28 protein-coding genes are annotated in these 24722 nt (G+C 36.3%); 8 read left to right on the top strand and 20 right to left on the bottom strand.

Annotated elements, in window-relative coordinates; genetic code table 11:
* Positions 1 to 122: 122 nt before the first annotated feature.
* Complete coding sequence (celB, locus tag EDD71_RS03255; RefSeq protein ID WP_133627311.1) at positions 123 to 1460, bottom strand: PTS cellobiose transporter subunit IIC; 1338 nt, start codon at positions 1458 to 1460, stop codon at positions 123 to 125.
* A gap of 131 nt (positions 1461 to 1591) precedes the next feature.
* On the bottom strand, positions 1592 to 1924 hold the full coding sequence (locus EDD71_RS03250) for a PTS sugar transporter subunit IIA (protein WP_243116388.1): 333 nt from the start codon (positions 1922 to 1924) through the stop codon (positions 1592 to 1594).
* Between the two features lie 215 nt (positions 1925 to 2139).
* Here EDD71_RS03250 and EDD71_RS03245 point away from each other — a divergent pair, with 215 nt between their 5' ends.
* Positions 2140 to 3324, top strand: coding sequence for a replication initiation protein (locus EDD71_RS03245; protein WP_166636320.1), 1185 nt, complete (start codon positions 2140 to 2142; stop codon positions 3322 to 3324).
* Between the two features lie 34 nt (positions 3325 to 3358).
* On the opposite strand, the gene EDD71_RS03240 is transcribed toward EDD71_RS03245, so the two are convergent.
* Together EDD71_RS03240 and EDD71_RS03235 are read right to left on the bottom strand one after the other, a co-directional pair.
* Positions 3359 to 4732 (bottom strand): glycoside hydrolase family 1 protein, encoded by a 1374-nt coding sequence (locus tag EDD71_RS03240; protein ID WP_133627309.1) that lies wholly within the window; start codon positions 4730 to 4732, stop codon positions 3359 to 3361.
* 47 nt (positions 4733 to 4779) lie between these two features.
* Entirely contained in the window at positions 4780 to 5580 is an 801-nt protein-coding gene (locus EDD71_RS03235; protein WP_133627308.1) for a MurR/RpiR family transcriptional regulator, read from the bottom strand.
* 337 nt (positions 5581 to 5917) lie between these two features.
* On the opposite strand from EDD71_RS03235, the gene EDD71_RS03230 reads away from it, so the two are divergent.
* Positions 5918 to 6340, top strand: a complete 423-nt coding sequence (locus EDD71_RS03230; protein WP_133627307.1) for an Rrf2 family transcriptional regulator — start codon at positions 5918 to 5920, stop codon at positions 6338 to 6340.
* A gap of 116 nt (positions 6341 to 6456) precedes the next feature.
* On the opposite strand, the gene EDD71_RS03225 is transcribed toward EDD71_RS03230, so the two are convergent.
* From EDD71_RS03225 to EDD71_RS03175, 12 genes are all read right to left on the bottom strand, one after another.
* Positions 6457 to 6861, bottom strand: coding sequence for a pyridoxamine 5'-phosphate oxidase family protein (locus EDD71_RS03225; protein WP_133627306.1), 405 nt, complete (start codon positions 6859 to 6861; stop codon positions 6457 to 6459).
* A 182-nt stretch (positions 6862 to 7043) separates the two neighbouring features.
* Positions 7044 to 8108, bottom strand: coding sequence for a mannose-1-phosphate guanylyltransferase (locus EDD71_RS03220; RefSeq protein ID WP_133627305.1), 1065 nt, complete (start codon positions 8106 to 8108; stop codon positions 7044 to 7046).
* A 125-nt stretch (positions 8109 to 8233) separates the two neighbouring features.
* Positions 8234 to 9079, bottom strand: coding sequence for a transporter substrate-binding domain-containing protein (locus tag EDD71_RS03215; protein WP_133627304.1), 846 nt, complete (start codon positions 9077 to 9079; stop codon positions 8234 to 8236).
* Between the two features lie 35 nt (positions 9080 to 9114).
* Positions 9115 to 10278 carry a M20 family metallopeptidase gene (locus EDD71_RS03210; protein WP_133627303.1) on the bottom strand — a complete coding sequence of 388 codons (1164 nt, stop codon included), beginning with the start codon at positions 10276 to 10278 and terminating at the stop codon, positions 9115 to 9117.
* A 164-nt stretch (positions 10279 to 10442) separates the two neighbouring features.
* Positions 10443 to 11201, bottom strand: a complete 759-nt coding sequence (locus EDD71_RS03205; RefSeq protein WP_133627302.1) for an SDR family oxidoreductase — start codon at positions 11199 to 11201, stop codon at positions 10443 to 10445.
* 142 nt (positions 11202 to 11343) lie between these two features.
* Positions 11344 to 11520: a hypothetical protein gene (locus tag EDD71_RS15225; protein ID WP_166636319.1), complete on the bottom strand. Its 177-nt coding sequence runs from the start codon at positions 11518 to 11520 to the stop codon at positions 11344 to 11346.
* A 14-nt stretch (positions 11521 to 11534) separates the two neighbouring features.
* Entirely contained in the window at positions 11535 to 11756 is a 222-nt protein-coding gene (locus EDD71_RS03200) for a hypothetical protein (RefSeq protein WP_133627301.1), read from the bottom strand.
* Positions 11757 to 11989: 233 nt separating this feature from the next.
* The gene (gene asrC / locus EDD71_RS03195) at positions 11990 to 12940 is read right to left on the bottom strand and encodes a sulfite reductase subunit C (RefSeq protein WP_133627300.1); all 951 of its coding nucleotides are present in this window, start codon (positions 12938 to 12940) and stop codon (positions 11990 to 11992) included.
* A 12-nt stretch (positions 12941 to 12952) separates the two neighbouring features.
* The gene (asrB, locus tag EDD71_RS03190; RefSeq protein WP_133627299.1) at positions 12953 to 13744 is read right to left on the bottom strand and encodes an anaerobic sulfite reductase subunit AsrB; all 792 of its coding nucleotides are present in this window, start codon (positions 13742 to 13744) and stop codon (positions 12953 to 12955) included.
* On the bottom strand, positions 13744 to 14745 hold the full coding sequence (gene asrA, locus EDD71_RS03185; RefSeq protein ID WP_133627298.1) for an anaerobic sulfite reductase subunit AsrA: 1002 nt from the start codon (positions 14743 to 14745) through the stop codon (positions 13744 to 13746). Before asrA ends, asrB begins: the two co-directional genes overlap by 1 nt.
* Before the next feature lie 62 nt (positions 14746 to 14807).
* Positions 14808 to 15587 carry a formate/nitrite transporter family protein gene (locus EDD71_RS03180; RefSeq protein ID WP_133627297.1) on the bottom strand — a complete coding sequence of 260 codons (780 nt, stop codon included), beginning with the start codon at positions 15585 to 15587 and terminating at the stop codon, positions 14808 to 14810.
* A gap of 72 nt (positions 15588 to 15659) precedes the next feature.
* On the bottom strand, positions 15660 to 16349 hold the full coding sequence (locus tag EDD71_RS03175; protein WP_133627296.1) for a Crp/Fnr family transcriptional regulator: 690 nt from the start codon (positions 16347 to 16349) through the stop codon (positions 15660 to 15662).
* A gap of 362 nt (positions 16350 to 16711) precedes the next feature.
* Here EDD71_RS03175 and EDD71_RS03170 point away from each other — a divergent pair, with 362 nt between their 5' ends.
* Positions 16712 to 16933 (top strand): (2Fe-2S)-binding protein, encoded by a 222-nt coding sequence (locus tag EDD71_RS03170; protein WP_133627454.1) that lies wholly within the window; start codon positions 16712 to 16714, stop codon positions 16931 to 16933.
* Between the two features lie 38 nt (positions 16934 to 16971).
* On the opposite strand, the gene EDD71_RS03165 is transcribed toward EDD71_RS03170, so the two are convergent.
* The 4 genes from EDD71_RS03165 to safA all read right to left on the bottom strand — a co-directional run bounded on the left by EDD71_RS03165 (position 16972) and on the right by safA (position 19159).
* On the bottom strand, positions 16972 to 17421 hold the full coding sequence (locus tag EDD71_RS03165) for a pyridoxamine 5'-phosphate oxidase family protein (protein WP_133627295.1): 450 nt from the start codon (positions 17419 to 17421) through the stop codon (positions 16972 to 16974).
* A 137-nt stretch (positions 17422 to 17558) separates the two neighbouring features.
* On the bottom strand, positions 17559 to 17696 hold the full coding sequence (locus EDD71_RS15220; RefSeq protein WP_166636318.1) for a hypothetical protein: 138 nt from the start codon (positions 17694 to 17696) through the stop codon (positions 17559 to 17561).
* Positions 17697 to 17801: 105 nt separating this feature from the next.
* Entirely contained in the window at positions 17802 to 18422 is a 621-nt protein-coding gene (locus EDD71_RS03160; protein ID WP_133627294.1) for a CAP domain-containing protein, read from the bottom strand.
* 158 nt (positions 18423 to 18580) lie between these two features.
* Positions 18581 to 19159 (bottom strand): SafA/ExsA family spore coat assembly protein, encoded by a 579-nt coding sequence (gene safA / locus EDD71_RS03155; RefSeq protein WP_207669273.1) that lies wholly within the window; start codon positions 19157 to 19159, stop codon positions 18581 to 18583.
* Between the two features lie 310 nt (positions 19160 to 19469).
* Here safA and EDD71_RS03150 point away from each other — a divergent pair, with 310 nt between their 5' ends.
* The 5 genes from EDD71_RS03150 to EDD71_RS03130 all read left to right on the top strand — a co-directional run bounded on the left by EDD71_RS03150 (position 19470) and on the right by EDD71_RS03130 (position 24511).
* The gene (locus EDD71_RS03150; protein WP_207669269.1) at positions 19470 to 20504 is read left to right on the top strand and encodes an ABC transporter ATP-binding protein; all 1035 of its coding nucleotides are present in this window, start codon (positions 19470 to 19472) and stop codon (positions 20502 to 20504) included.
* Positions 20497 to 21291 carry an ABC transporter permease gene (locus EDD71_RS03145; protein ID WP_166636317.1) on the top strand — a complete coding sequence of 265 codons (795 nt, stop codon included), beginning with the start codon at positions 20497 to 20499 and terminating at the stop codon, positions 21289 to 21291. Before EDD71_RS03150 ends, EDD71_RS03145 begins: the two co-directional genes overlap by 8 nt.
* A gap of 4 nt (positions 21292 to 21295) precedes the next feature.
* Complete coding sequence (locus EDD71_RS03140; RefSeq protein ID WP_166636316.1) at positions 21296 to 22099, top strand: ABC transporter permease; 804 nt, start codon at positions 21296 to 21298, stop codon at positions 22097 to 22099.
* 697 nt (positions 22100 to 22796) lie between these two features.
* On the top strand, positions 22797 to 23747 hold the full coding sequence (locus EDD71_RS03135; protein ID WP_133627290.1) for an ABC transporter permease: 951 nt from the start codon (positions 22797 to 22799) through the stop codon (positions 23745 to 23747).
* Positions 23741 to 24511 carry an ABC transporter ATP-binding protein gene (locus EDD71_RS03130; RefSeq protein ID WP_243116387.1) on the top strand — a complete coding sequence of 257 codons (771 nt, stop codon included), beginning with the start codon at positions 23741 to 23743 and terminating at the stop codon, positions 24509 to 24511. Before EDD71_RS03135 ends, EDD71_RS03130 begins: the two co-directional genes overlap by 7 nt.
* Positions 24512 to 24722 lie beyond the last annotated feature (211 nt).

The following is a 24722-nucleotide window of genomic DNA, read 5'->3' as shown; positions in this document are numbered from 1 at the left end:
TGGATTTGTCAATAAGGCAACTTTTGTAATACATAATATGCTGAAAACTATCATCTTGTGCAGCGGCATATCTATATAATAATCAGGCCGTTGATTAAATCAACAGCCTGATTATTATATTATTACTTTGTTATGCCGGCTTCCCTTATATCGGATAGTGAATTTTCTTCCTTAAACTTCTGGTTATCATATATTCTAAAGAATGGATAATAAAGTGCTGCTGACACTATAATGCTAACTATCTGCATTACAGCTCCTGATATCTTACCACCTGTAGCAAGGAATCCACTTATAATAGCTGGAGTTGTCCATGGAACCATGATACCCGCAGTCTTTGCAACAAGTCCCGTAGCCATTGCAAAGTATGTTATAGAAACTATAACTACAGGAACAAGTACAAATGGAATCATCATTATTGGGTTCATAATCATTGGAAGTCCAAAGGTAATTGGTTCGTTTATGTTAAACAGACCTGGAGCTATCGCAAGTTTTCCTATTTGCTTTAACTGCTTACTCTTTGATCTTGTTAACAGAAGTATTGCAAGTCCAAGGGTTACACCTGAACCACCTATTGAATAGAATATATCCATAAACTGCTGTGTTACAACGTTTGGTATTGGCTGCCCTGCTGTAAATGCCAATCTGTTCTGGTCAACAAGTGTAAGCCATACCGGTCCCATTATACCCCAAACAAGTGCCTGTCCGTGTATACCTGTTACCCATAGAAGCTGAGCTATGATTACAGCAATTATTGCACCAGCAAGTGATCCTCCAAGTAGTGATAATGGCTTTCCAAGGATAACTCCAACAACGTTATGGAGGTTACCAAATGGCGTTACTTGAAGTATAAGTCTTAAAACCCAGAGAGTTATAATTACTAAAAATCCAGGTATAAGGGATGCAAAGGACTTTGATACTGCTGGTGGAACACCGTCGGGCATCCTTATAACGAAGTTCTTCTTAACAGAAAATCTGAATATCTCTGTTGAAATTATTGCAACTAAAATAGCAACGAACATTCCCTTACTTCCCGTAAGTGCCAGAGGAATTCCTGTTACGTCAAAGGTCTTATTTATACCCTCCGGAGTGAAGGATATTTTATAAGGAGTTACAAGCATAAAGCCCGCAAGGGACATTGCTGCTGCTGATATCGGGTCTATCTTATATCTTTCAGCAAGCCTGTAGGCTACGCCTATTGCAACAAATACCGCAAGCAGGTCAAATGTAACGCCTACAGGGAATGTTAAATTATCCCTCCACGCTGCCCCAAAAGTATTTGCCATAAATGCGTCATAGCCTGGTATTGGCAGGTAAGCTAATATTAGGAATAATGAACCTATAATGGTTAATGGAGTAGTTAAGATGATACCGTCTCTTATCGCTTGAAGGTGTCTCTGCTCTCCAACCTTCGCTGCAACTGGCATGAACTTTTCTTCTAAGAATTGAGTAAATTTGTTCATTACTAAACCTCCCTTTTATAATTTTATTATATTTTTATCAGCAGTAGAAGGTTTTAATCTTCCACCGCCGGTATTAACATTGATTATTTTTTCCCAGTGAATCAATTCTAAATGATATTAGTGCATCATTACTACCTTTCATATAATGCAATCATCTCTTCAATTAGGTCCCTTGCTAAAATTGCTATCATTAGATGATCCTGGGCATGGGATATTAAAACACTGGACTTTACTTCTTCCCCCTCGGCTTCCCTTATCATAAGCTGTGTTTGAAATTCATGTGCCTTAATCAATTTTTCGCTGGACTCTTTAAGTTTCATCTTTGCTTCTTCAAAATTTCCTTCCCTTGCAGCCTGTAGAGCTTCAAAGGATAGGCTTCTGCTGTCCCCTGCATTTGCTATGATTCCCATTGCTATCCTATCAACGTTTGTTTCTTTAATCTTCCTTATATTATTGCTTTGCACCTTGACCTCCTCCTAGATGTTTAAATTGTGCTTTTATTTTATAAAATTTGATTATTCATTACAAATTTCTAAAAAAATAGACTTTTTTCGTCTGCTATTATATAATTTATTTAGGTATTAGATGCCTTTTTTATAAAAAATCATCCCTTTTTCGTTTATCTTATTTAGAAAAATCTAATTCTATTTTTTTTATAAATTTTTAGGGGGTGTTTTTCTTGAGTTTATACAGCGAATCAAGCCCAGTCAATTTTGAAAACAGCAAACTCACACTAACATTTGAACACCCGCTTCTGAAAAAGGAAAGATTTTTAATATCCTATCTTTTAGAACTTTATAAAAAAGAAAGAAATGGAGAACTAAAGCTCGATAGACAGATGCTTATGGGCCTTCTTGATATGGACATGGACGAGCTAAAGAGCTTCATTAAAAAACTATCCAAAAAGAAGCTTGAATATTGCGTAGAAACAAACGAATCCCTTCGCTTTGAGGGCTATTTCTCTGTTATCGACTCGTTTTTAATAGACGAAAAAAGTGTAATATTTTTATTATCAAGGGAAGTCATGCTTTCCTTTAAGAAGGGAAACATATTTAATACACTTCATATAGATCACATTTTGAGCTTTAAGGAAAAGCAGTCATATTTATTATATCTGTACCTTTTAAATCACTGGAAGGAAAAGGCTGAACTTGAAATTACCCTTGATAATTTGAAAACCATTCTCGGCGTTGGAGATAATTATACGAGATTTTATGATTTTGAAACTAAAATACTTCTTCCTATAGTGGAGGACATCAATTCCAATGGAAAATATATATTAAGCTATGAAAAGATAAAATCAGGACTTAGCTCTAATAATAAAGTTATAGGTATCAAATTTTCTCTGATAGACAGGCTTGCAGAAAAGCTCAAAAACGACGTCAACATCCTTATAACAATAATTAAGAAATATATCGATGACTATGATTTTGTGTATAATCTCCTTCTGGACAGTTTAAAGAAGTACGAATATGAATACGTATATAAAAATTTAAACTATGCCAGGTTAAACAGTAAAAACACCAACCTGAAATTTGACATGTTCTTAAAGGAATGTATAGAAAACAATGTTGCTGAATCTAAAAAGAGCCACCTGGAGCCTGTTATAAAAATTAAAAAGCATATACCAAACATTTTCAGGCTGCAGGCTGAGGTGTTTAAACAGATAAACAGGTTTGAATCCTATAAGCTTCTCGATGCAAACTTCTTTTCACCGCTGTTTCTGAGAAAGCTGTATAGCTTAAAGAGCGGAGAGACCATGGAGGTTGAAACGGATCTGTTTAAAATATCCATATATTATAATGAAGATGATTTCTCTGAGATAAACATTTATAAATTTGAGACAGATGAAAATGTATTATAAAAAGACCGGATTCCGGTCTTTTTATAATACTTCACTATTCTAATTCTGCTCCATTTGAAGCGATTACCTTCTTAAACCAGAAGAAGCTCTTCTTCTTATATCTCTTTAAGTCCCTTAAATCCCTTTCATCACGATTTACGAAGATGACTCCATAGCGCTTTTTCATCTCTCCCTGGGAGCTTAATATGTCAGTTGAGCCCCACATGAGGTATCCGATAACCTCAACTCCCTCTTCCATAGCAAGCTTCATCTGCTCTATATGGCTTCTATGGTAATCAATACGGTAATCGTCCTCTACAGTGTTGTTTTCATTTAATTCTTCCCTTACTCCTATACCGTTTTCTGTTATGAAAATAGGCATTTTATAACGTGCATAGGTCTCCTTTAAAGCTATTCTTAGGCCTATTGGGTCTATAGACCAGCCCCATTCATTTGCCTCTAAGTATGGGTTTGCCACTACCCCTGTAACAGCAGGTTCCTCACCATCATCTGTTGCCTTAACAATACGGCTCTGATAATAGCTAAATGCTAAATTGTCCACTGTGTTTTCCTTCAAAAGCTCTGCGTCTCCTTCTTCCCACTTTATCCTTATGCCCTTCTTTTCCAATCTGCTTGTTACATATGATGGATACTCACCTCGTGCAAATACATCAAAGAAGAAGTCAACAAGAAGCTCCTTTGCCTTAACATTTGCCAGGGCATCCTCCGGCTTGCATGTTGCCGGATATGTTGTCATATATGTAATCATACCGCTCATTTTACCATCTGGAACCATCTCGTGCAGTGCCTTTGTAGCCTTGGCATGGGCAATAAATACATTATGGCATACCTGGTATGCAAATGCCTCCGGATCAACACCTTCAGGCACCTTTGCTCCCCAATGATTTATATGCTGTAGTACTAAATTTTGTTCGTTAAATGTAATCCAGTACTTAACCCTGTCGCCAAATCTTTCGAAACAAGTTCTTGCATATCTTTCAAACAAATCAACAACTTTTCTTGAAGCAAAACCATTGTATTTTTCAGCTAATGCAAGTGGTAAGTCAAAGTGATAAAGGGTGATAACGGGCTGCATGCCATTTGCTATAAGCTCATCAAATAAATCGTTATAGAACTTTACTCCCTCTTCATTAACTTCCCCTTCACCATCCGGGAAAATTCTTGACCATGAAATGCTTGTACGATATGCATTAAAGCCTAACTCTTTAAAGAGTGCTATATCTTCTTTATAACGATGATAAAAATCTATGGCCACCTTCCAATCTGAATGGTTTTCCGGTACGGGTCTAACGTCTACTATGGAGAGCCCTTTTCCACCTTCGTTCCATGCTCCTTCAGTCTGGAATGAAGTTACTGCGCCTCCCCACAGGAATCCCTCTGGAATTACATTTGTGCTTTTCTTTTCCATAACGTTACCTCCCTTGTATAAGTGATTTTATTTAGTACATGAAAATATTATTTATAGCCATAAAGCTGGCTGTAAAATGCTATCATAAAATCAAAGAAATACATTAAAGAAAACCTCTCCGATGAAAAACCAGTTTCGTCGTAGGTACTTCCATTCAGATAATAAACAATGTCTGCCTGTTCCAGAAAAGGAACTTCCTTATTGTGGGTAATTATAACCAGTTTACATCCGGTTTTCTTAATGGCTTCAAGCAGTGGAATATTGCCGTTAATAAACCTTCCAGATGGGCTTATAACTATGGCAGCGGAGTCCTCATCCAAATCCTCCACATCTTCAAACTGTTCCTGTATATCTGAAAAGGCGCTGACAAATTTGTTATGCTTAACCAGCCTTAGCTGGAAATCCTGGGCTATTGCCTGTGATAATTGAGTGCCAAAGAAGGATACTTTTTTACAGTAATGTATTAGTTCAATGATTTTGAAAGCCTTATGAAAATCAATCATATTTTTGGATGATACCAGCCAGTTTACAATTTTATTATATAAAGCTTCCTGCAGCTCCTGTGCAATTACCTCTTTATCTGAAGAATCAGTAATTCGTATTGTAACATCGTCCTCAACCGACGTTTTGGCATAGTCTTTAAATTCCTGAAAACTTTTATATCCTATTTTTTTACAAAATCTAGTAATAGCAGCCGGTGAAGTGTAGCACCTGTCAGCCAGGGTAGTGATGTTCATATTTGGAATGTTTTTTACATCGTGCAGCAGCGTTAATGCAATGAAATAGTTGGTATCTTTATTTTTGCTGTTGTTTATAAAATCTAACAACCTGAATATTATATCGTTCATATTATCACCACTTGCTGTAAGTATATCACAGTATAAAAGGATGAACAATCAATCTATCCCTAATTTTCAAAAAATGAAAATCTTCCGTAGAAATTTCTACTATTGATTTAATCTGTAAAATTATCCAGCACAACGGATTAAGTTAATTTAACGCGTTGTGCTACTCTACTCTGAAAAGCCCATTGGAATAAAAGCAGAAAATATCTATAGATCGATGCTGCAATAAAAAATATATTTCATTCACCAGTACGCTTGCACACAAACAGACATTTGACTCTTATACTTGACAACGATTCTGCTTATAACTATTATGATTACATCAAGAGGTGATAATCAAATGAAAAAATTGAGCAGCCGCCTTTCCATTGCTGTGCATATTTTAACTTTAACTGCAATGAGCAGTAAAAATTGTACATCTGAGTTTATTGCTTCAAGTGTAAATACCAACCCTGCTTTAATACGCAGAATTATAGGATATCTAAAAAATGCCGGGCTTGTTGCCGTTCAAGCCGGTACTGGCGGAACATCAATTCAAAAAGACATTTCTGAAATAACATTGCTTGATGTATATAATGCTGTTGAAGTTACTGAAGGAAATGGACTTTTCAATTTTCATAAGGGTAATCGACAATGTAAAGTAGGTGCCAATATTGAATCCATATTAGGCGCAGCCCTTAAAAAGGCTCAGACTGCAATGGAAAACGAACTACGCAGGATAACTATTAAGGATATTGTTGACGGAATAAATAAACTCCCATAAGTCATCATTCTAAAAAAAACTATTATGGTTTAAAAAACCCTAAACCATAATAGTTTTTTGCTTTATATTAAACTTTATTTTTCATTCACCGACTTCGCCATAATATGTAAAGCCGCTTAGAACTTAATTACTTCAAATGGTTCGTATCCCTTATTAATCTTAATTTCTCCACTGTCGATGTAGAAGATCTCTAAAACCGGATTGGATGCACTTTTATATAATTGTTTTACTCCTTCAGAAAGCCTGGAGAAAAACTGCTCTTTTTTAGCAGCATCCGTTACAAAGGTTGCCTTACCTGAAATTCTAACATTATATCCATTGCTTACACCGGCAAAGGCTACCTGTGGATTAGCCTGTATTTGCTTATAAACATCCTTTGTGTTTGCTGTAGCAAAATAGAACCTGTTTCCTTCTGCAAACTGATACTGCCATCCTCTAACTTCAAGCTGTTCTCCATTAGTTGTTGCAAAGTATCCTATCGTTCCATCCGCTAAAATTTCTTTAACTTGTTCAACAGTCATTTCTATACCTCCCAAAAAACTAATATGGCAGAAAAAATTTTCGTACGCTTCTTACAGCATTTTATTTCTTCTGTTGTAACCATTATAGTTTCAGCTAAAACATTTGTCAAGTTTCTATCATTTATATTTAATAAAAGGCTCATGCACAACCCCCTGGGTCATACATAAGCCTTTTATTCATGTTATACAAACCTTTCAAATTCATCATTATTAGATAACTTCTTTACAACTTCCTTTATTTCCTGAGCCCTGTCCTTAGGGCATATGAGAACAACATCCTTTGTGTCCACAATCAACATATCCTTAACTCCTATGGCCACTATAAGCCTTTTATCCCCAAGTATTGTTGTGTTTTGAACTTCTGTGAGAAAGACTTCCCCACCTGCCACTATGTTGTTGCTCTCATCGCTGTTTAAAAACCTTTCAAGGGCGGTAAAACTTCCTATATCATCCCAAACAAAGCTTGTATCAAGTACAACTGCCCTGTTGGTTCTCTGCATAACTCCAAAGTCTATGGATATACCATCGATTTTTGAATACTCCTCCTCAATAACCCTTTCTTCATCAAAAGTTCCAATGGCTTCATATATTTTCATAAGGCTCCTGTAGAGATCGGGAAGATATTTTTTGATTTCCCTGAGGAGACGGTCTGCCCGCCATACAAACATTCCGCTGTTCCACAGGTAATTTCCCTTTTCAAGAAAACTCTTTGCAACATCGACGTTTGGCTTTTCAACAAACCTCTTTACCCTGTAAACCCCGTCCTCCAGCCTCTCTCCCTTTTCAATATATCCATATCCAGACTCAGGCCTTGTAGGATTTATTCCCATGGTTACAAGACAGTCGCCATCCCTTGCAACATCAATGGCATGTTTGAGTGTCTTTTCAAACTCCTCCCTGCCGATTATTACGTGATCTGATGGAAGGACAACCATAACAGCATCAAAATCCTTTTTAAGCAGCTTTACTGCTGCAAGGCCTATACAGGATGCGGTCTCCTTATTATCCGGCTCTTTAAATATATTTTCACTCTTTAAATCCAATAGACTTTGGATAATCGACACGTAGTTTTTGTTTGTTACCACGCATATTTTATCCATAGGGATTATGTTTTTTATCCTATCAACGGTACATTCTATCATCGTCTTGTCTTCAACTATTTTTAGAAACTGCTTTGGAAGGCTCTTCCTTGATTTTGGCCAGAACCTTGAGCCAAGCCCTCCCGACATTATCACTGCATATGCCATATAAAATCACCCCGCATATATTCATAGTATGCGGGGTGACTGTTTTGGTGACAGCCCATACCAGCTGACTATAATTCCTTTTATCTAATCAGCATCCCCATGGACTATCAAACCCTTTCCTTGCTCTAATTCTCTGCCATTTCTGTAGCTTCTGCATAATACTTTTCTATTAAGCCATCCTTTTTAAGCCTATCTATGGTTTTATTTATAGAGTCAACCAAATCTTGATTTCCTTTCTTCACTGCCACAGCTGTACCATTGTAGTCATACTCTATTTTTATATCTGTCATCGCAAGATCCTTGTTTTTATTAGCATAGGCCTTTCCTACCGCAGCACCAACGAGTACTGCATCCACCTTTTTGGACTTCAATTGTAAAACCAAATCTGATACAGAACCAACCGGCTTAATTTCCGACTCCTTAAACTGTTCCTGAGCTATCTTCTCCTGTAAAGCTCCCTTCTGAACTCCAACCTTCTTTCCCTTAAAATCCCCAATGCTCTTATATTTGCCATTATCCTCCGCCCTAACCAATATTCCCTGTTCTCCTGTGTAATATACATTTGAGAAGTCAACACTCTTTTTCCTCTCCTCCGTAGGTACCATGCCTGCAAGTACTATATCTATGTTACCTGCATTTAAAGCAGCCAGCAGCCCATCAAATTTCATATCCTTGATTTGAAGTTCTACTCCAAGATCCTTCGCTATTTCCTTTGCTATTGAAATATCAAATCCAACGATTTCGTCCTTGCCATTTATTTCTTTATGGAACTCGCTTGGAGGATAATCTGCACTTGTTCCTACAACAAGCTTACCGGATTTTTTTATCTCATCAAGCTTTGACATTTGCTTATTTCCATCGGTATTTGATGCATCAGATACTGCATTTCCCCTGGCACAACCGGAAAATACAGCAAAACTGCAAACTATAAGCAGTATAGAAGTCCATTTCTTAAATTTTTCTATGAACATTATTAATCCCCCTTTATAGTTTAATATATACATGGTTATTCATTTATCTTTTTAAATTCATCCCATATTCTTTGCTGAAGTTCTGGGGACACTATTACATCATATCCCGTCATAGCCATGGCACATGCCCCTTTAAACAGCGCCTCCTTTCCCTTCTCGCTTTGGGTTGCAGCAGCAAATTCCCTTGAGTGGCCAACAAGCTCCTTATCTCCAAGGCCTATGTAAGGATGTATTGAAGGCGCTGCATAACTTACATTTCCCATATCCGTAGAGCCCGATGGCCCTTCACTTTTTTCAATTTCAACCTCGCCAAGGGCGCGGAGATTTTCACTGAAGGTCTCCGATAAAACGCTATTTGTTCTTAAATCATCATTTGAAAGTTCAAAGTTGCTTACCTTCAGCTTTGCTCCTGCAGCAAGTGCACCTGCCTCGGCACACTTAATAACCCTGTCTGATATCTCCTTAAGCTGCTTCTTTGTAGCTGCACGGACATAAAACTTTGCTGCTGCATAGTCCGGAATGATGTTTGGAGCCTCTCCTCCTTTAGAAATGATGCCATGAATTCTTGCATCCTTTCCTATATATTGTCTGAGGGCGTTTATATTGTTGAAAGTAGCTATAACTGCATCCAGTGCATTTATCCCCTTTTCTGGACAGCCTGATGCATGGGCCGTTTTTCCGAAGAATTCAAATTGATAGGCATTTATAGCCAGGGAACTTCCACTTTCCTTTGTTACTGCAGATGGATGGACAAGCATTGCAGCGGTAATACCATTAAAGGCGCCCTCAGCCGCCATCTTTACCTTAGCACCGTTTGTTTCCTCCGCAGGTGTACCAAACACTACTATGCTTCCCCCTATTTCATCTATTATCGATTGTAAGCCCACAGCCGCTCCAACTCCCATGGCGGCAATAAGGTTATGACCGCATCCATGACCTATCTCAGGAAGTGCATCATATTCACAAAGAAAAGCGATTTTAGCTCCATCCTTGTTGCTGTCATAGGTTGCCTTGAAAGCAGTCTCAATTCCATATACCCCATGCTCTATGTTAAATCCATATCTCCTTAAAAATCCCTCCAGCTTTTCTGCTGCCTTAAATTCCTGATTTCCAAGCTCGGGATTTTCATAAAGAAACCTGCTGATCTCCTCAAGTTCCCCCATTATTTCAGATACCTTAGCTTTAATTTTTTCCTTCATTTTAAACCTCCTTGACTAAATCTTTTTCATTTATAGTATAATTATGCACTTTATTTTATAAATATTCAATACTTTGAATGATATTTTATAATAAATTTTTTGTGAACATAAAAATCCCCATATACTTTCACAGTATATGGGGACATTCATCATGATTAAAATTTTTATACATATATCATCTTTCTTGTCATACCGCCGTCTACAACGAAGTTTGCACCTGTTATAAAGGAATTTTTAGAATCTATAAGAAACAATATCATGGATGCAATGTCCTCAGGCCTTCCAACCCTTCCTGCCGGGTGCTGCTTATGATCCATTTCGCTTAGCACAGGAACCTGTTTTTTACTCTCCTTCTTCCATTCGCCAACTTCAATCCATCCGGGGCTTATGCAGTTAACCCTGATATCCGGCCCAAGGCTTATTGCCAGGGCGTGGGTTAGTGCAAAAATCCCTCCCTTTGATGCTGAGTAAGCCTCTGTGTTTGCTTCTGACATAAATGCCCTCGTGGAAGCCATGTTTATAATAGAGCCCTTTCTCTCCTTAAGATGTGGAGCACAATACTTCGAGCATAGGAACACCCCTGTTAAATTTACACCCAATACACTATTCCATTCCTCAAGGGAAATTTCCGTTATTGGCTTATTTACAGATATTGCTGCATTGTTAATTAAAACATCGATCCCCCCAAAACATTTAACGGTTTCACTAACCATGGCCTTCACTTCTTCCTCATTTGAAACATCACAGGGAATGAACTTAACCCTTCCATATTGGCTTAACTCCTTCTCAGCCTCAAAACCCGCCTCCCTGTCTATTTCCGCAATAACTACATTAAAGCCTTCCATAAGGAGCCTCATGGCGGTGCCTTTTCCTATACCCTGTCCTCCTCCGGTTATAATTACAGTTCTGTTGTTATTTTTCATAAACATCACTCCTTTACTTATGTAGGTGGGGCCTTTTATATCCCTTTTATATGTTACCAATCCTTTCCTCAAAAATAAACTGTCCCTTCGATATCATCATCAAAGGGGCAGCTTATTAAATGTATCTAAAGGGGCTGGCAGTTTATATGTTTTTAAGTCTATCATTTATCATGCTTTTTACATAATTCTCATCAAATTTCTGGTCGTATAAGTAGCTAATAAACATCCTGTCTATATTTCCTTCAATATCTATAATCCCGTGCTTTGAAAGTTCCAGTATATATCGCCTTACGTTTTCGGGATAGGAATCTAAATTCATAATATAACCTCCTTTTACTCCCAGCCCTCAATCCCATGAAGCTTATCTATTGCCCACTTAATGGCATTCCTTCCGTCGTTAAACTTTTCATCATTCCTGCCTGCTATATAGGAATACCCCTCTTTATCGTCTATGACTGTAATCGATATTCCATCCCCTTTATTAAAAAGAGTAACTCCTCCATATACCTCAAGGTCGTTGTATATTTCCTCTATTTTGTTTTCCATATTGTCCATGGCATATATCCCTCCTCTGCTAAATATATTATTGCAACAACTGGCTGTATATTATTCTATAAAGTTTAATTAATAACACCGGATTCTCACCAGTGAATGAAATATATTTTTTATCGCAGCATCGGTCTGCAGGCATTTCCTGCTTTTATTCCAATGGACTTTTCAGATTAACACAGCGGATTAAAGCATTATTTAAGAAAACCCTATCAGTTTAAAAACTGATAGGGTTTTCTTTACCAATTTATAGTTTGAGCAACCTCTGCCTTTGGCCCAAGGTTTACGTCTTTAAGAGCCCACTTTTTAAACTCCTGATATCCAGTTCTGTCAACTATATATCCAATATGCTCCTTTCCCTGGTAAGCCTCTTTGTCTATATATTCTTCAATATACTCATAGGTGTTGAGTATTATCTTTATAACGCTCTCTTCGTCAGCCCACTTAATAAAGTCCTGGGCAATTCTGGGGTTCTTCTTTCCTGTCCTGCCCATTATAACTAGCTTATAATATTTTTCTTCACTTCTTGTCCATGCTCCTGTTGGACACTTTATAACACATTCTCCGCAGCCTATGCATTTGCTGTGATCCCTTACAACCTTGAAGTTTTCAAACTTAAGGGCACCGGTTGCTCTCTTTTTGCAGTTTTTAACGCAGGCCTGACATCCAACGCATCTGTATGGATCGTACTGCGGCTCTGTCATACCAATTATTCCAAAGTCCTGCATTCTTGCCTTTATACAGTCGTTAGGGCATCCTGTTACAGCTATTTTAACATGTCTGTCATGTGGGAATACAGCCTTTTCTATCTTCTTTGCAAGTTCACCCGTATTGTAGTTGCCATAGGGACAGTATGCATTTCCAACGCAGGCCGAGATGTTTCTTGTTCCAGATGCCGGGTATCCGCAGCCTGGAGCCTCCTGGTTTATTTCAAGGCCATCAATAATTGGCTGAAGCATCTTATTAATGTCAGGCATGTTTTTCATATCTATTCCAGGTATTTCAAATCCCTGTCTTGTAGTTATGTGAACTGTTCCATTTCCGTACTTCTCAGCAATTTCCTGAATTACTGAGAAGAACTTTACGTGCATATTTCCTCCGGGAACCCTTATCCTTACTGCGGTTTTTCCCCTTTCCTTTGTAATTCTAAAAGCATTTTTTTTAAGCTGTTTAGTATTTATATCTAACATGACCCTACCCCCTTAATCCACAAGGTGTTTTGCCTGAGTGAAGTTAAATACCGGTCCATCGAGGCAAATATATGTGTCATCTATCTTACAGTGTCCGCACTTTCCAACTCCGCAGCACATCTTTCTTTCATATGAAACCCAGATGTTCTCTTCCTTAATTCCTCTGTTTATAAACTCCTGAACTGTAAACTTCATCATAATTGGAGGTCCAACAACTATAACCTGCGCCTCATCAGCGTTTTCAATCTCAACTGTCTTAACGTAGTTGGTTATAAGCCCTGTGTTTCCTGTATAGCCCTCATCCGCCCTATCTACTGTTAAGGTAGTCTGTATTGTCTTTGACCAGTTTTCAATGCTTTCTCTAAAGAGAATGTCCTTTGGAGACTTAAATCCCATAAGAACGTTGAAACTCTTTGCCTCTTCAGGATGAGACGCAAAGTAGTCCACAATTCCCTTAACCGGTGCAAGGCCTGTACCACCTGCTGCAACTATTATTTCTTTTCCTTTATATATATCGATATCAAATCCATTTCCGTAGGGTCCCCTCATAAAGAGCCTGTCCCCAACCTTCATGTTATGGATTTCGTTTGTTACAACCCCAACCCTTCTGATGGTCAGGGCAACATATCCATCTCCTATTTCGCAAACAGATATTGGGGCTTCGCCGTACTTTGGAATTGAAACTTCAAAGAACTGTCCCGGCTTTACCTCACCCCTGTATTCCATTTTAAAGGTGTAATCTATATCGGTATGCTGCTTTATTTCAAGTATTCTAGATGAAAATGGTATATATACGTTTTCCATTATTCCACCTCTTTCATAGCATCGTTAAGCTTGTTTACTGCATTTGCAAAGGAAATGTATTCCGGACAGATATCATCACATCTTCCACATCCCACGCACATATGATATCCAAATCTCTTGTTAAAGTCATATACCTTGTGCATAACCTTAAATCTCATTCTTTCGCCGTACTTCTTTCTGAAGCTGTGTCCACCTGCCATATCTGTAAATCCATCAACCATGCAGGAAGCCCAAACCCTTCTTCTCTCCCCTGCATTAGGATTATCCTTGTAGAATATATCCTGCATTGTAAAGCATGCACAGGTTCCGCATACGAAGTTGCATCTTCCGCAGGCTATGCATCTTTCATCGTACTCATCCCACATCTTTGACTTAAATACCCTCTGATCGAGGTTTTCAGGAATTTTTACAACGGTTTCGTTCTCCAAAACAAACTTTGGTGAAACCTCAGCATTTTCTTCATCCTTGAAAAGCCCATCAAAGGTTTCATTTTTACTTTCTACATAAACCTTTCCGTCCTCCAGCCTTACAAACAGGTCATATTCGTCTGTTCTATTGCTTCCCATGCTTACGCAGAAGCAGTTTTCAAAGCTCTTTTCACATTCCATGAGGACGAACTTTACCTTTGTCCTTAGGGCTGCATAATATGAGTCTGCAAATCTGTTTCTAAGATATATTTCATCTAATCTTTTAACTGCATGTATATCGCAGCTTCTTAAAAATATTAAAATGTTTTTTTCATCAACCTTAGGCTCTATTACGTTATCCTCTGTAAAGTAGAAAAGCGTCTGTGTAATTGGAAGAATTACTTCCTTTGGTGAAAATACTGACTTTTTATCAAACACAACATCCTTTATACTGTTTATTTCTGCATACCTTATTGTATCCGTCTCAGAATACCTTCCTTTTCCCTTTAAAAGCACAGGGGCATAAATCCTGTAATTTTTTTGAAGCTCAGTAAGAAGCTCATCAAACCTTTCAACATCCATTCTAAAGCCCATGTTTTTGCCTCCTTTATATTAACTATAAATGCTGCATAATTTTTCGCTTTAATTCTCGCTTTTTAAAATTCACTCATCTTTTCCTTTGATATGAACCAGTACCCAAATCCCATAAACACTGCTCCGCCGACAATGTTTCCAAGGGTTACTGCAGCCAGATTATAGACAAAGCCAGCCACCGATACGGCTGATGTATGGGGAACCAATAAAGCTATTGATAAAAGCGTCATGTTTGCTACGCTGTGTTCAAATCCTGCCGTTATAAATGCAAACAGACACCAGAATATCATTATAAGCTTTGCAGTTTCTTCCTTCAGCTTAAAGAAGCACCATACTGCAAGACAAACAAGTATGTTACAGAGTATTCCTCTTATGAAAAGCTCAAAAAATGGTGCTGACATCTTTGCAGCCGCAGCTGAAAGAACAAAGTTTGCTGTGGTTCCCTCAGCAAGGCCTGAACCTGTAAATAGAGCCGCCACAACAAATGAACCTATTAAATTCCCTATGAAGCTATAAATCCAAATTTTAATCGTGTCCATCCATGTTACTTTTTTCTCAAGGGCTCCAATCGTCATTATCATATTGTTTCCTGTAAAAAGCTCCGAGCCTGCCATAAGAACAAGGCTAAGTGCAATTCCAAATGACACTCCCATGACTATCCTTGTAGATGGAACCTTAGCAGGAGATAATAACCCTCCTATTGTGAATATAAGTATAATTCCAAATCCTACAAACATTCCCGCCAGTGCAGATGATGCAATGTATCTGGATACACTGGCCCTAAGGATACTAGCTTTTTTTACTGCAGCTTCTGCAACATTCATAATCTCCTGTTTAAACACCTTCAATTTCCCCCCATATATTTTTTATGTTAAAATTTTATCATTCAAACAAAAAAAAGTATGTGATAGCCATCACACACCTCTAAAATAAATCGACAATTTTTCGCTGCTAACAACATATATTTTTTTATTCTTTACTTTTATAAGCCCCTCATTCTCAAGTACCCTGAGGCATCTCGATATTGTCTCCCTTGAGCTTCCAAGCATATCCGCAAGATATGTTACAGTTATGTTTAAGTTGATGAGGATACCTTCATCTGCAGGAATTCCATAATCCCTTGAAAGCTTCCAAAGCTTTGCAGCAAGCCTTTTATCTATCCTTATTGGAACTGTGTTTTTAAGCTGCCTGTAGAGCCTTCTTATTTTCTTACTCATAGAGTTTATTATAAATTCTGTGAGCTTAAAATCCATAGACATGGCTTTCATTAAGTCATCCTTAAGAAAGCACAAAAGCTCACTGTCTTCAAAGGCTTCACAATTTGCCGAAGATACCTTTTCATCGAAAATGACTTCGTTTATTATTTCTCCCTCATTTAATATGAATATAACCCTTTTTTGACCTTCCTCAGAATTTCTATAGAGGGTCATTTTCCCCTTCAGCACTATGTATATTGTTTTTACAATTTCCTTCTGATCGAAAAGCTGCTTTCCCTTCTTTATTTTTATCTTATATGTCCTGTCCTTTAGAAATTCAAGTGTACTATTGCTAACAACTTTAAAAATAGGCAGGTTTATATATTCCTCAGGCTCAACCTTAAGCATATGTTCCATCCTTTCGGATTTAAATCACTATTTTATCCGGCAGTTTCCCAAATCTCCACCATATAGTCTCATCCATGTTCTACTTTACTTCTATTCTGTCAATAATATTATAATACAATTCAGAGATATGATAAAATAATTGTGGAATAATTATCATGTGATAATTATTTTCTTTTATTTGATTTTCAGTTATAATAGATATAGATGCCCTTGGAAACATTCCAAAAAGCACCCGCTTCGTAATGGGCTATAATGTATTTGATTATGTTGTATAGCTCCATGAAGTTACTTGGTTTTCGGAGTGTTCCAAGGCACTTGAGAAGAGAAAATATTACTATAGAAATTGGGGATTGGTGATACAGATGGAACAGAACTTGAATCAGGAAATTTTAGATAAGATAACAAAGGTGTGCCTATGTAAGGCAATACCAAAAGCAAAGATAAAGCAGGCAATAAGAAAAGGCGCCAGAAGTGTAAAGGAAGTTCAGGAAGCTACAGGTGCCGGCTCTGGCGGCTGCGGTGGAAGGAGATGCACACCAAAAATTGAAGAGCTTCTTAAGCAGTATGGCGAAACATGGAAATAAGTTATTAATAGGGGCATTCCGTAAGGAGTGCCCTTTATTTATTGCACCTGCAGTATCTGTTTTGTCCTATCTCCTGTCTTTGTAGAATCGAGATACACAATTTCAACGGGGGAAATCTTTATTATTTTAACGTCCTCATTATCCAGCAAATGCTTATCGTTTATGTATTCCCTCGCTTCGTTATAAACCTGCTCTCCTTTATAGCCTGTTTTTGCCCTTCCAAATATCTGCACGCCCTTTATTCTTCTGTAATCGAGATATTCCGTAGTAACTAAAAGACATACGTTTGGATTCTGTTCTATGGCTTTAAACTTTTCTCCCCCGGCAGAAATTATATAAACATCTAAATCCTTTCCAAGGAAGAACATTACAGGGCTTGAGCGAGGAATATTATTTATTGTGGTTGCAAGGGACCCCTGGTTATGCTCCATTAAAAATGATCTTATCGTCGAGTGAAGCTGGGAATTTGACAGCTTTACGTTTTCCATTTAATCACCTCCTAAATTATTTTGTGTAGTTTTAATATAAATATGAGTAGATAAAAAACTCATATTTTTTATCTACCCTTGTTTACATAAGTACAACCACAGCTATGTTAAAAAAATATATTATATTAAACCCCAACCTAGTTTTTAAAAAAATCATGGAAAACAAAATATATGGACTTAAAAAATAAATTTAAAAATAGTTTAACAATATAGGCAAACCCTAAAAATATAAGGGGCATTCCATAAACAAAGGGACGTACATAATTTCTCTTCATAAATACACCCCCTCCAAAGGACATCTTAATATATAATATTGCATTTTGCGACAAATGTTTACAGCAATTAGGCATGCAATAAAATATTTTGCATGCCTTGAGTTTCTATCTATTTGTTGGCTGCATGAACATCTGTGTCCAGTATGGTGTGCCATTTTTATTCCTTGCAAGCCCAACGCCTATTTCTGTATAGCTTCTGCTCAGTATATTTGCCCTGTGTCCCGGTGAGTTCATCCATGCTCTTACAACTTCCTCGGGAGTTCTTTGTCCATAGGCTATATTTTCGCCTGCAGATGAAAATCTAAGGCCAAAGCTCTGCATCATCTGGAATGGGGAACCATAGGTTGGTGACTGGTGAGAGAAGTATCCCTTATTTGCCATATCCTGTGATTTAAGCCTTGCAACCTTTGAAAGCTGGGCGTTTTCCTTTAGAGCAGGAAGCCCTGCCTTTGACCTTTCAATATTGGTAAGCCTTATAACCTCTTTTTCATAGGCATTTGCAGTGTCTGACGGACTCGGAACCGATACATTCTGTCCAGGCTTTACAAGTCTTGGATTTGTCATTTGGGGATTTAATTTTATAATATCCCCGGGACGACATCCATACTTATCTGCTATATCCCATATGCAGTCTCCAGGTTTTATTGTATAGTTAAAGGGCTGTGCAAATACTGTTGCAGACACCATCATAAAAGAAAATGCAATGACTAATATCTTCTTTTTCATATTGTTGATCACCTCACTAATATATAGTGTTCATAAAAGAAGATATTTTATAATCATATATTTTTAGCATATAGTTAAAGTTTTTTCAGAGAAGTTAATATATTAATGATTATGAAGTGAGTGGAAAATAAATAAGCCCCCTTTATGGAGGCCCATTACTATCTCGAAGGTCTAATAAACATCTGTGTCCAATAAAGCGTTCCATTGCTCTTCTTTGCAACACCTACACCTATTTCAGTATAGCTTCTGCTCAGTATATTTGCCCTGTGTCCCGGTGAATTCATCCAGGCCCTTACAACTTCCTCAGGGCTTCTCTGTCCATAGGCAATGTTTTCCCCCGCGGCTGTGAACCTTATTCCAAAGTTCTCCATCATCTGGAACGGTGAACCATAGGTTGGAGATTGGTGGGAGAAGTAATTTTTATTAACCATGTCCTGAGACTTATACCTTGCAACCCTTGAAAGCTCCCAGTTTGCCTTAAGTGCAGGAAGACCTGCCTTTGCTCTTTCTATGTTTGTAAGCCTTATCACTTCATTTTCAAGGGCTTTTACGTCATCGATGCTTGGGATATTGATCTTCTGTCCAGGATATATGAGGTTTGGGTTTTTTATCTGAGGGTTTGCCTGAATTAATTCGCTAACTCCTATCTGATACCTTACGGCTATTTTCCACATTGTGTCCCCTCGCTGAACAGTATATGTGCCTGACTGGGCAAATACCGTTGAGGATATCATCATAAAAAGTATAGCTAAAATTGATATCTTCTTTTTCAATGAAAACACCTCCAGTAATAGTTTCTATATAGGTTAATTTTTTATGTAGGATATAATTGGTAAATAAATTTGTTAAAATATAACATATTTTTGATTTTTGTTTATGATGTTCTCATGAAAGGATATATGATTATCTTGCAAACACAACCAAAAAGGAGGTATCAAAATGACTTTAGATTATATAGAGGTAACATCTGTTAATGTAATTGATTGATGACATTATAACAAAGATCTCTTCCCTTCATATGAAAAATATGGTAAACTATATAAGGATATGGAAAAATTAGACATTGAGAGGAAAGACAGTACAGATTCGTGTAAGGAGATGAACCTCATGATTAAAGTAAGTTGTGTTTCAAAAACCTATAAAGTACCTAAAAAAACTTATAAAAGGAGTTTAAAAAATATAATTATCAAACCGTATACAGAAGTATATGCAGTAAATAATATTAGTTTTAACATTGAAGAGGGAGAAATTGTTGGATTTGTAGGCTTAAATGGGGCAGGTAAGACTACAACAATAAAGATGCTTTCAGGTATATTAACCCCTACAAATGGAGAAATAACAGTTTTGGGATATATACCATATAAGGAAAGGCGAGAGTATACAAAAAAAATAAGTGTTTTAATGGGACAAAGATCCATATTATTTTATGATATTCCTGTTATTGAATCACTAAAATTTTATAAAGATGTATACGAACTGGATAATAATGAATTTAAAGATAGATTAGATTATTTAAGCGGAAAATTAAATTTAAGTTCTCTTCTTCACATTCCAGTAAGGAAACTGTCTTTAGGACAGCGAATGAAGTGCGAAATAGTTGCATCTATTTTGCATAATCCAAAAGTGATATTTTTAGATGAACCAACTTTGGGATTAGATATAATATCAAAGCAGGAAATATTAGAATTTTTTAGGTATCTAAACCAAAATTTCAAAACTACTATATTTCTTACAACTCATGATATATCTGATATTGATAGATTTTGTAAGAGGATCATAATAATAGACAAAGGAAAAATAATATATGACGGAGATATAAATACAATAAAAGAAAGGGATAAGTTTAAGATTGTTGAAATAACTCATACAAATAGTTTTGATGCAAACAATCTAATAACTTGTAATGAGTATAATCTTATAAGCAAAGAGGAATACAAATCAAAGATAAGAGTAAAAAAAGATAAGTTAAATGAATTTATTGACTTTGTATTACATGAAAATGATATACTTGATATCAATATCAATACAATTAGTTTAGAAGATATATTAAATGGTATTTATGAAAGGAGCGAACATGATTAAAAAATATATAAGACTGTTTAAAAGGTTTATTGTTATTTCATTTAATCAAGTATATGTATTTAGATTTGAATTTGCAATGCTTTTGGTACATTTACTTTTTAATTTTAGTTTTATTTTCATATTTTGGTATACATTACTTAGTATAATTCCTATTTTTAATGGATGGCAATTTTCAGAGTTAGCATTATATACTTCAATAATATTTTTAGGAGAAGGTTTGGGGGGGATATTCTTCGGATTCAGAGATTTACCAAGCAAAATTATCGAGGGTCAGTTAGATAAATATTTGTGTCGTCCTATTAATACTTTAATAGCAGTTTTATTTGAACAAGTTTCAATAATATATTTCTTAGAGCAGATTATAATGAGTATATTACTAATTATATTAATATTACTGAAATATAAAATTAGTGTATCATTTCTTTCCATACTTATCAGTTTAACTGTTTTAGTAATTGGGGTTTTAATCACAAATTTTATATATGGAATTTTAACTTTTCTATGTTTCTGGGTGGGAAGACTAGAAGTTGTTAGGGAATTAATAATGCAGCTAACAGGGTTTAAACAATATCCACTAACTATATTTCCACAAAAAATACAATTATTACTTACGTATGTCATACCGGTAGCATTTGTTTCTTATTACCCTACTGTTTTTTTGCTTGAAAAACAAGAGATGACGTTAGTATTTGTATTTAAATTATTAATATACTTAGTGATTGTTTTCTCAGTGTTTGTAAGTGTTTGGAGATATGGTATTAAAAGGTATGAATCGAATGGGGGATAAGATTGTGATAATAAAATATTTAAGGATCGCTAAGGTTGAATTTGAAAAAACCAAGGAATACTTTTTAAATTTCATTGGACAAATAATATATTTGCCAATGCAATTCCTACTAATCTACTTTTTATGGAAATTTGTATACTCATACAATTCACAAATAGGTAATTATTCATTCAATGATATGATAGAATATTATTTGATACTTACAATTGTGCAGTCTGCAATTATGCCAGTAGGTATCATAACATATGAAGAGTGGAATGATATTAACCAAGGAAATTTAAATTTATATTTATCTAAGCCACTATTTTATCCATTTTATTTATGCTACAGGAAGATAGTTCTTTTTCTTTGGAATATTATATTTGGAATATTATTTCTAATTTTTGCAAATATTACAATATTACCTTGGCTAAAAATAACATTATATATATATAATATATCATTGTTTATATTATCTTCATTTTTGGGATTTATGATAATGTTTAATTTATTTTTTATTGTTGGAACATTAACTTTTTGGGTAGAAAATGTTTTAACGCTTCGAGATAATGTTTGGAATATGATAAAAATATTTTCAGGAGAAATTCTTCCAATAGCTATATTCCCCTCATTTATAAAAAAGATAAGTGTTATATTACCGTTCCAATATATTTATTATACACCAATATCGGTTCTTCAAGGTAAATTAACAAATGAACAGTTACTAGATAGTATAGGGTTTCAAATATTTTGGGTAATTTTTATGAGTATAATTAGCTTAATAATGTGGAAAAAAGGTAGTGTTAATTATACTTCCCAGGGAGGTTAATTGAATACTCGAATATGAAAAAGTGTTTTCGGAAGTTATGCTTTCAAGCATTGCGGAACTTAAAAATTTCCAGTTTAGCGTAGCAAATCATTTACAATGAGTAGTGAGTATGATAGCCTTTCAGGGGCGATGTCACAGGATTTCTGGGGCATCCCCCTGACATCAAATCATGCTCACAGAGGCTCATTGTCAATGATAAACTGGAAATTTTGCGGAAGCTAACTGCTTGAAATTGTAGTTGCCAAAAACATGAAAAGATCTATTTATTCCGTAAATCTTAGAGTTTTACTGTATAAAATAAAAGGTTCTTCTGTAGATGGTTCTTTTTTATTAATCATTTCTTTCAGTGAGCTTTTCTCGGTAAATTGGACACTCTAGAATTAGCTTTTCTCGTTTTTAAGCCAAAATTCCTTCGTACCACTATTTTCACAGAATTGTTTTACAAACCAGTATTGGAAAAATATTGACAATAGAGACTGACGCATATAAAATAATATTGTAATTCATATCAGAATACTAGGAATTGAGTGTTTTTTCATTAGTAATAAGTTATTATATATTTTGTCATGCTTTTGGACTCACTATTGTTCAATGGAATAATATTTTAGTGATATGAAAATAGTCGGGTAAATCCGACTTTTGTTTAAATATAAACCCGGTAAATCGAAGATATAATAAAATCATTGGAGGGGGCTAAATGAAAGGAAAAATTAGTACTAAGATATTTTTGCCCTTGATGGCAATTACTATAACTGTTATAATCAGCAAACTGGTGCCGGATAAGTCGGCAGCATACAGGACTGTATTCTGGATTCCGTTATTTGGCGTAATTTCATTACTTTACGTATTAGCGATTGTACTTTCATTAAAATTCGAAACCTTAAATCAGTGGCTTAGGGAGAAAGCTCCACTGCTAACAGCTGCAATATTATTCTTATCACTATGGGAAATTGTTACTTCAAAGCTTTCACTACTGCCTCTCCCTTATTTTCCTCCTCCAGGGCAGGTTGTTGATGTTATAATAACCGATCGAAAAATGCTGTTAATAAGTACCTTTTATTCACTGCGAATGCTAGTGGCAGGCTATTTATTAGGAGCTTTTTCAGGATTAATAACCGGTACCATGATAGGGTGGAACAAAAGGCTTAACTACTGGATTGGACCACTTCAAAAGATTATTGGCCCTATACCTGCAACTGCATGGATTCCAATTGCCATGACCATTTTCCCCACAAGCTTTTCCGCCAGCGTGTTTATACTTGGGCTATCTGTATGGTTCCCAGTAACGGTTATGACAAGCTCAGGTATAGCTAATGTTCAAAAGTCATATTTTGAAGTGGCCCAAACCCTTGGAGCAGGTAAGCCATATTTGATATTTAGAGTGGCACTTCCTGCTGCCCTGCCGAATATATTTATAGGCTTGTTCATGGGACTTGGCACGTCCTTTGTAACTTTAATTGTAGCAGAAATGCTTGGAGTTAAGGCTGGTCTTGGCTGGTATATCAACTGGGCCCAAGGATGGGCAGAATACAAAAAGGTATATGCAAGCCTTGGAGTTATGTCCTTATTATTCTCTACTATCATAACCCTACTGTTTAAAGTTAGGGACAGGATACTAATATGGCAAAGGGGTCTTATAAAATGGTAAAAAACGAAGGCAGGATAGTTCTTAATGAAATAAGCTGTGAGTTTATAGATCATGAAAACAATAAAATTCTTGCACTTGATAATATTAACCTGCAAATTGAGCCAGGAGAATTTATATCCATTGTAGGACCCAGCGGATGTGGTAAATCCACACTGCTGAGAATAATTGCGGGGCTTCAAAAACCCACCAGTGGAATTGCTGCCCTCGATGGTACCAGGATAGAGGGACCGGGATATGAGCGTGGACTTGTATTCCAGGACCCGACTCTTTTTCCATGGTTAAACGTTTATGATAATGTCGCTTCAGGACTTGTAGCAAGAAAGGTATATAAGGAAAGAAAGCATGAAATAGATAGTTACATCGAACTGGTAGGTTTAAAGGGATTTGAAAAAGCCTATCCCCATCAGCTGTCAGGAGGTATGGCACAACGTGCCTCCATCGCAAGGGCCCTTGTAAACCATCCCAAGGTATTGCTTCTAGACGAGCCTCTCGGAGCCCTGGATGCATTTACACGAATGTGCATGCAGGATGAGCTGCTAAGAATATGGCAGGAGAGAAAAAACACCATGATATTGATCACCCATGATGTTGAAGAGGCTGTTTATTTAAGCGACAGGATTGTAGTTATGTCCCCAAGACCGGGACGTATTGTAGACGTTATCGATATTAACCTGAAGCACAGGAGGAGGCGAAACGAGGCTGAATTTATGTCTCTAAGGAATAAAATCCTCGAGCTGCTAAATTTCGTTAAGGAGACAAAATAAAGCTTTTAATAAAAAACTAATAACTATTAATAAAAATATAAATAGGCAATTGCAAAACTCATTAAAATTTTAGCTGAAAAATTAGCCTTCTTTAAAAAAACAGGAATTTAGACAGTGAGTTTTAAACAAAGAAAGAATTCTAAATTCGGATTTTTGTAGGTGAAGCAAAAAAGGGCACACCAAAAAAGCCTAACAATTTAAAAATTTTAAA

Origin of the sequence: Fonticella tunisiensis (genome assembly GCF_004364155.1) — a bacterium.
Classification (GTDB): domain Bacteria; phylum Bacillota; class Clostridia; order Clostridiales; family Caloramatoraceae; genus Fonticella; species Fonticella tunisiensis.
This window is presented reverse-complemented; position numbering and strand designations above follow the sequence as displayed.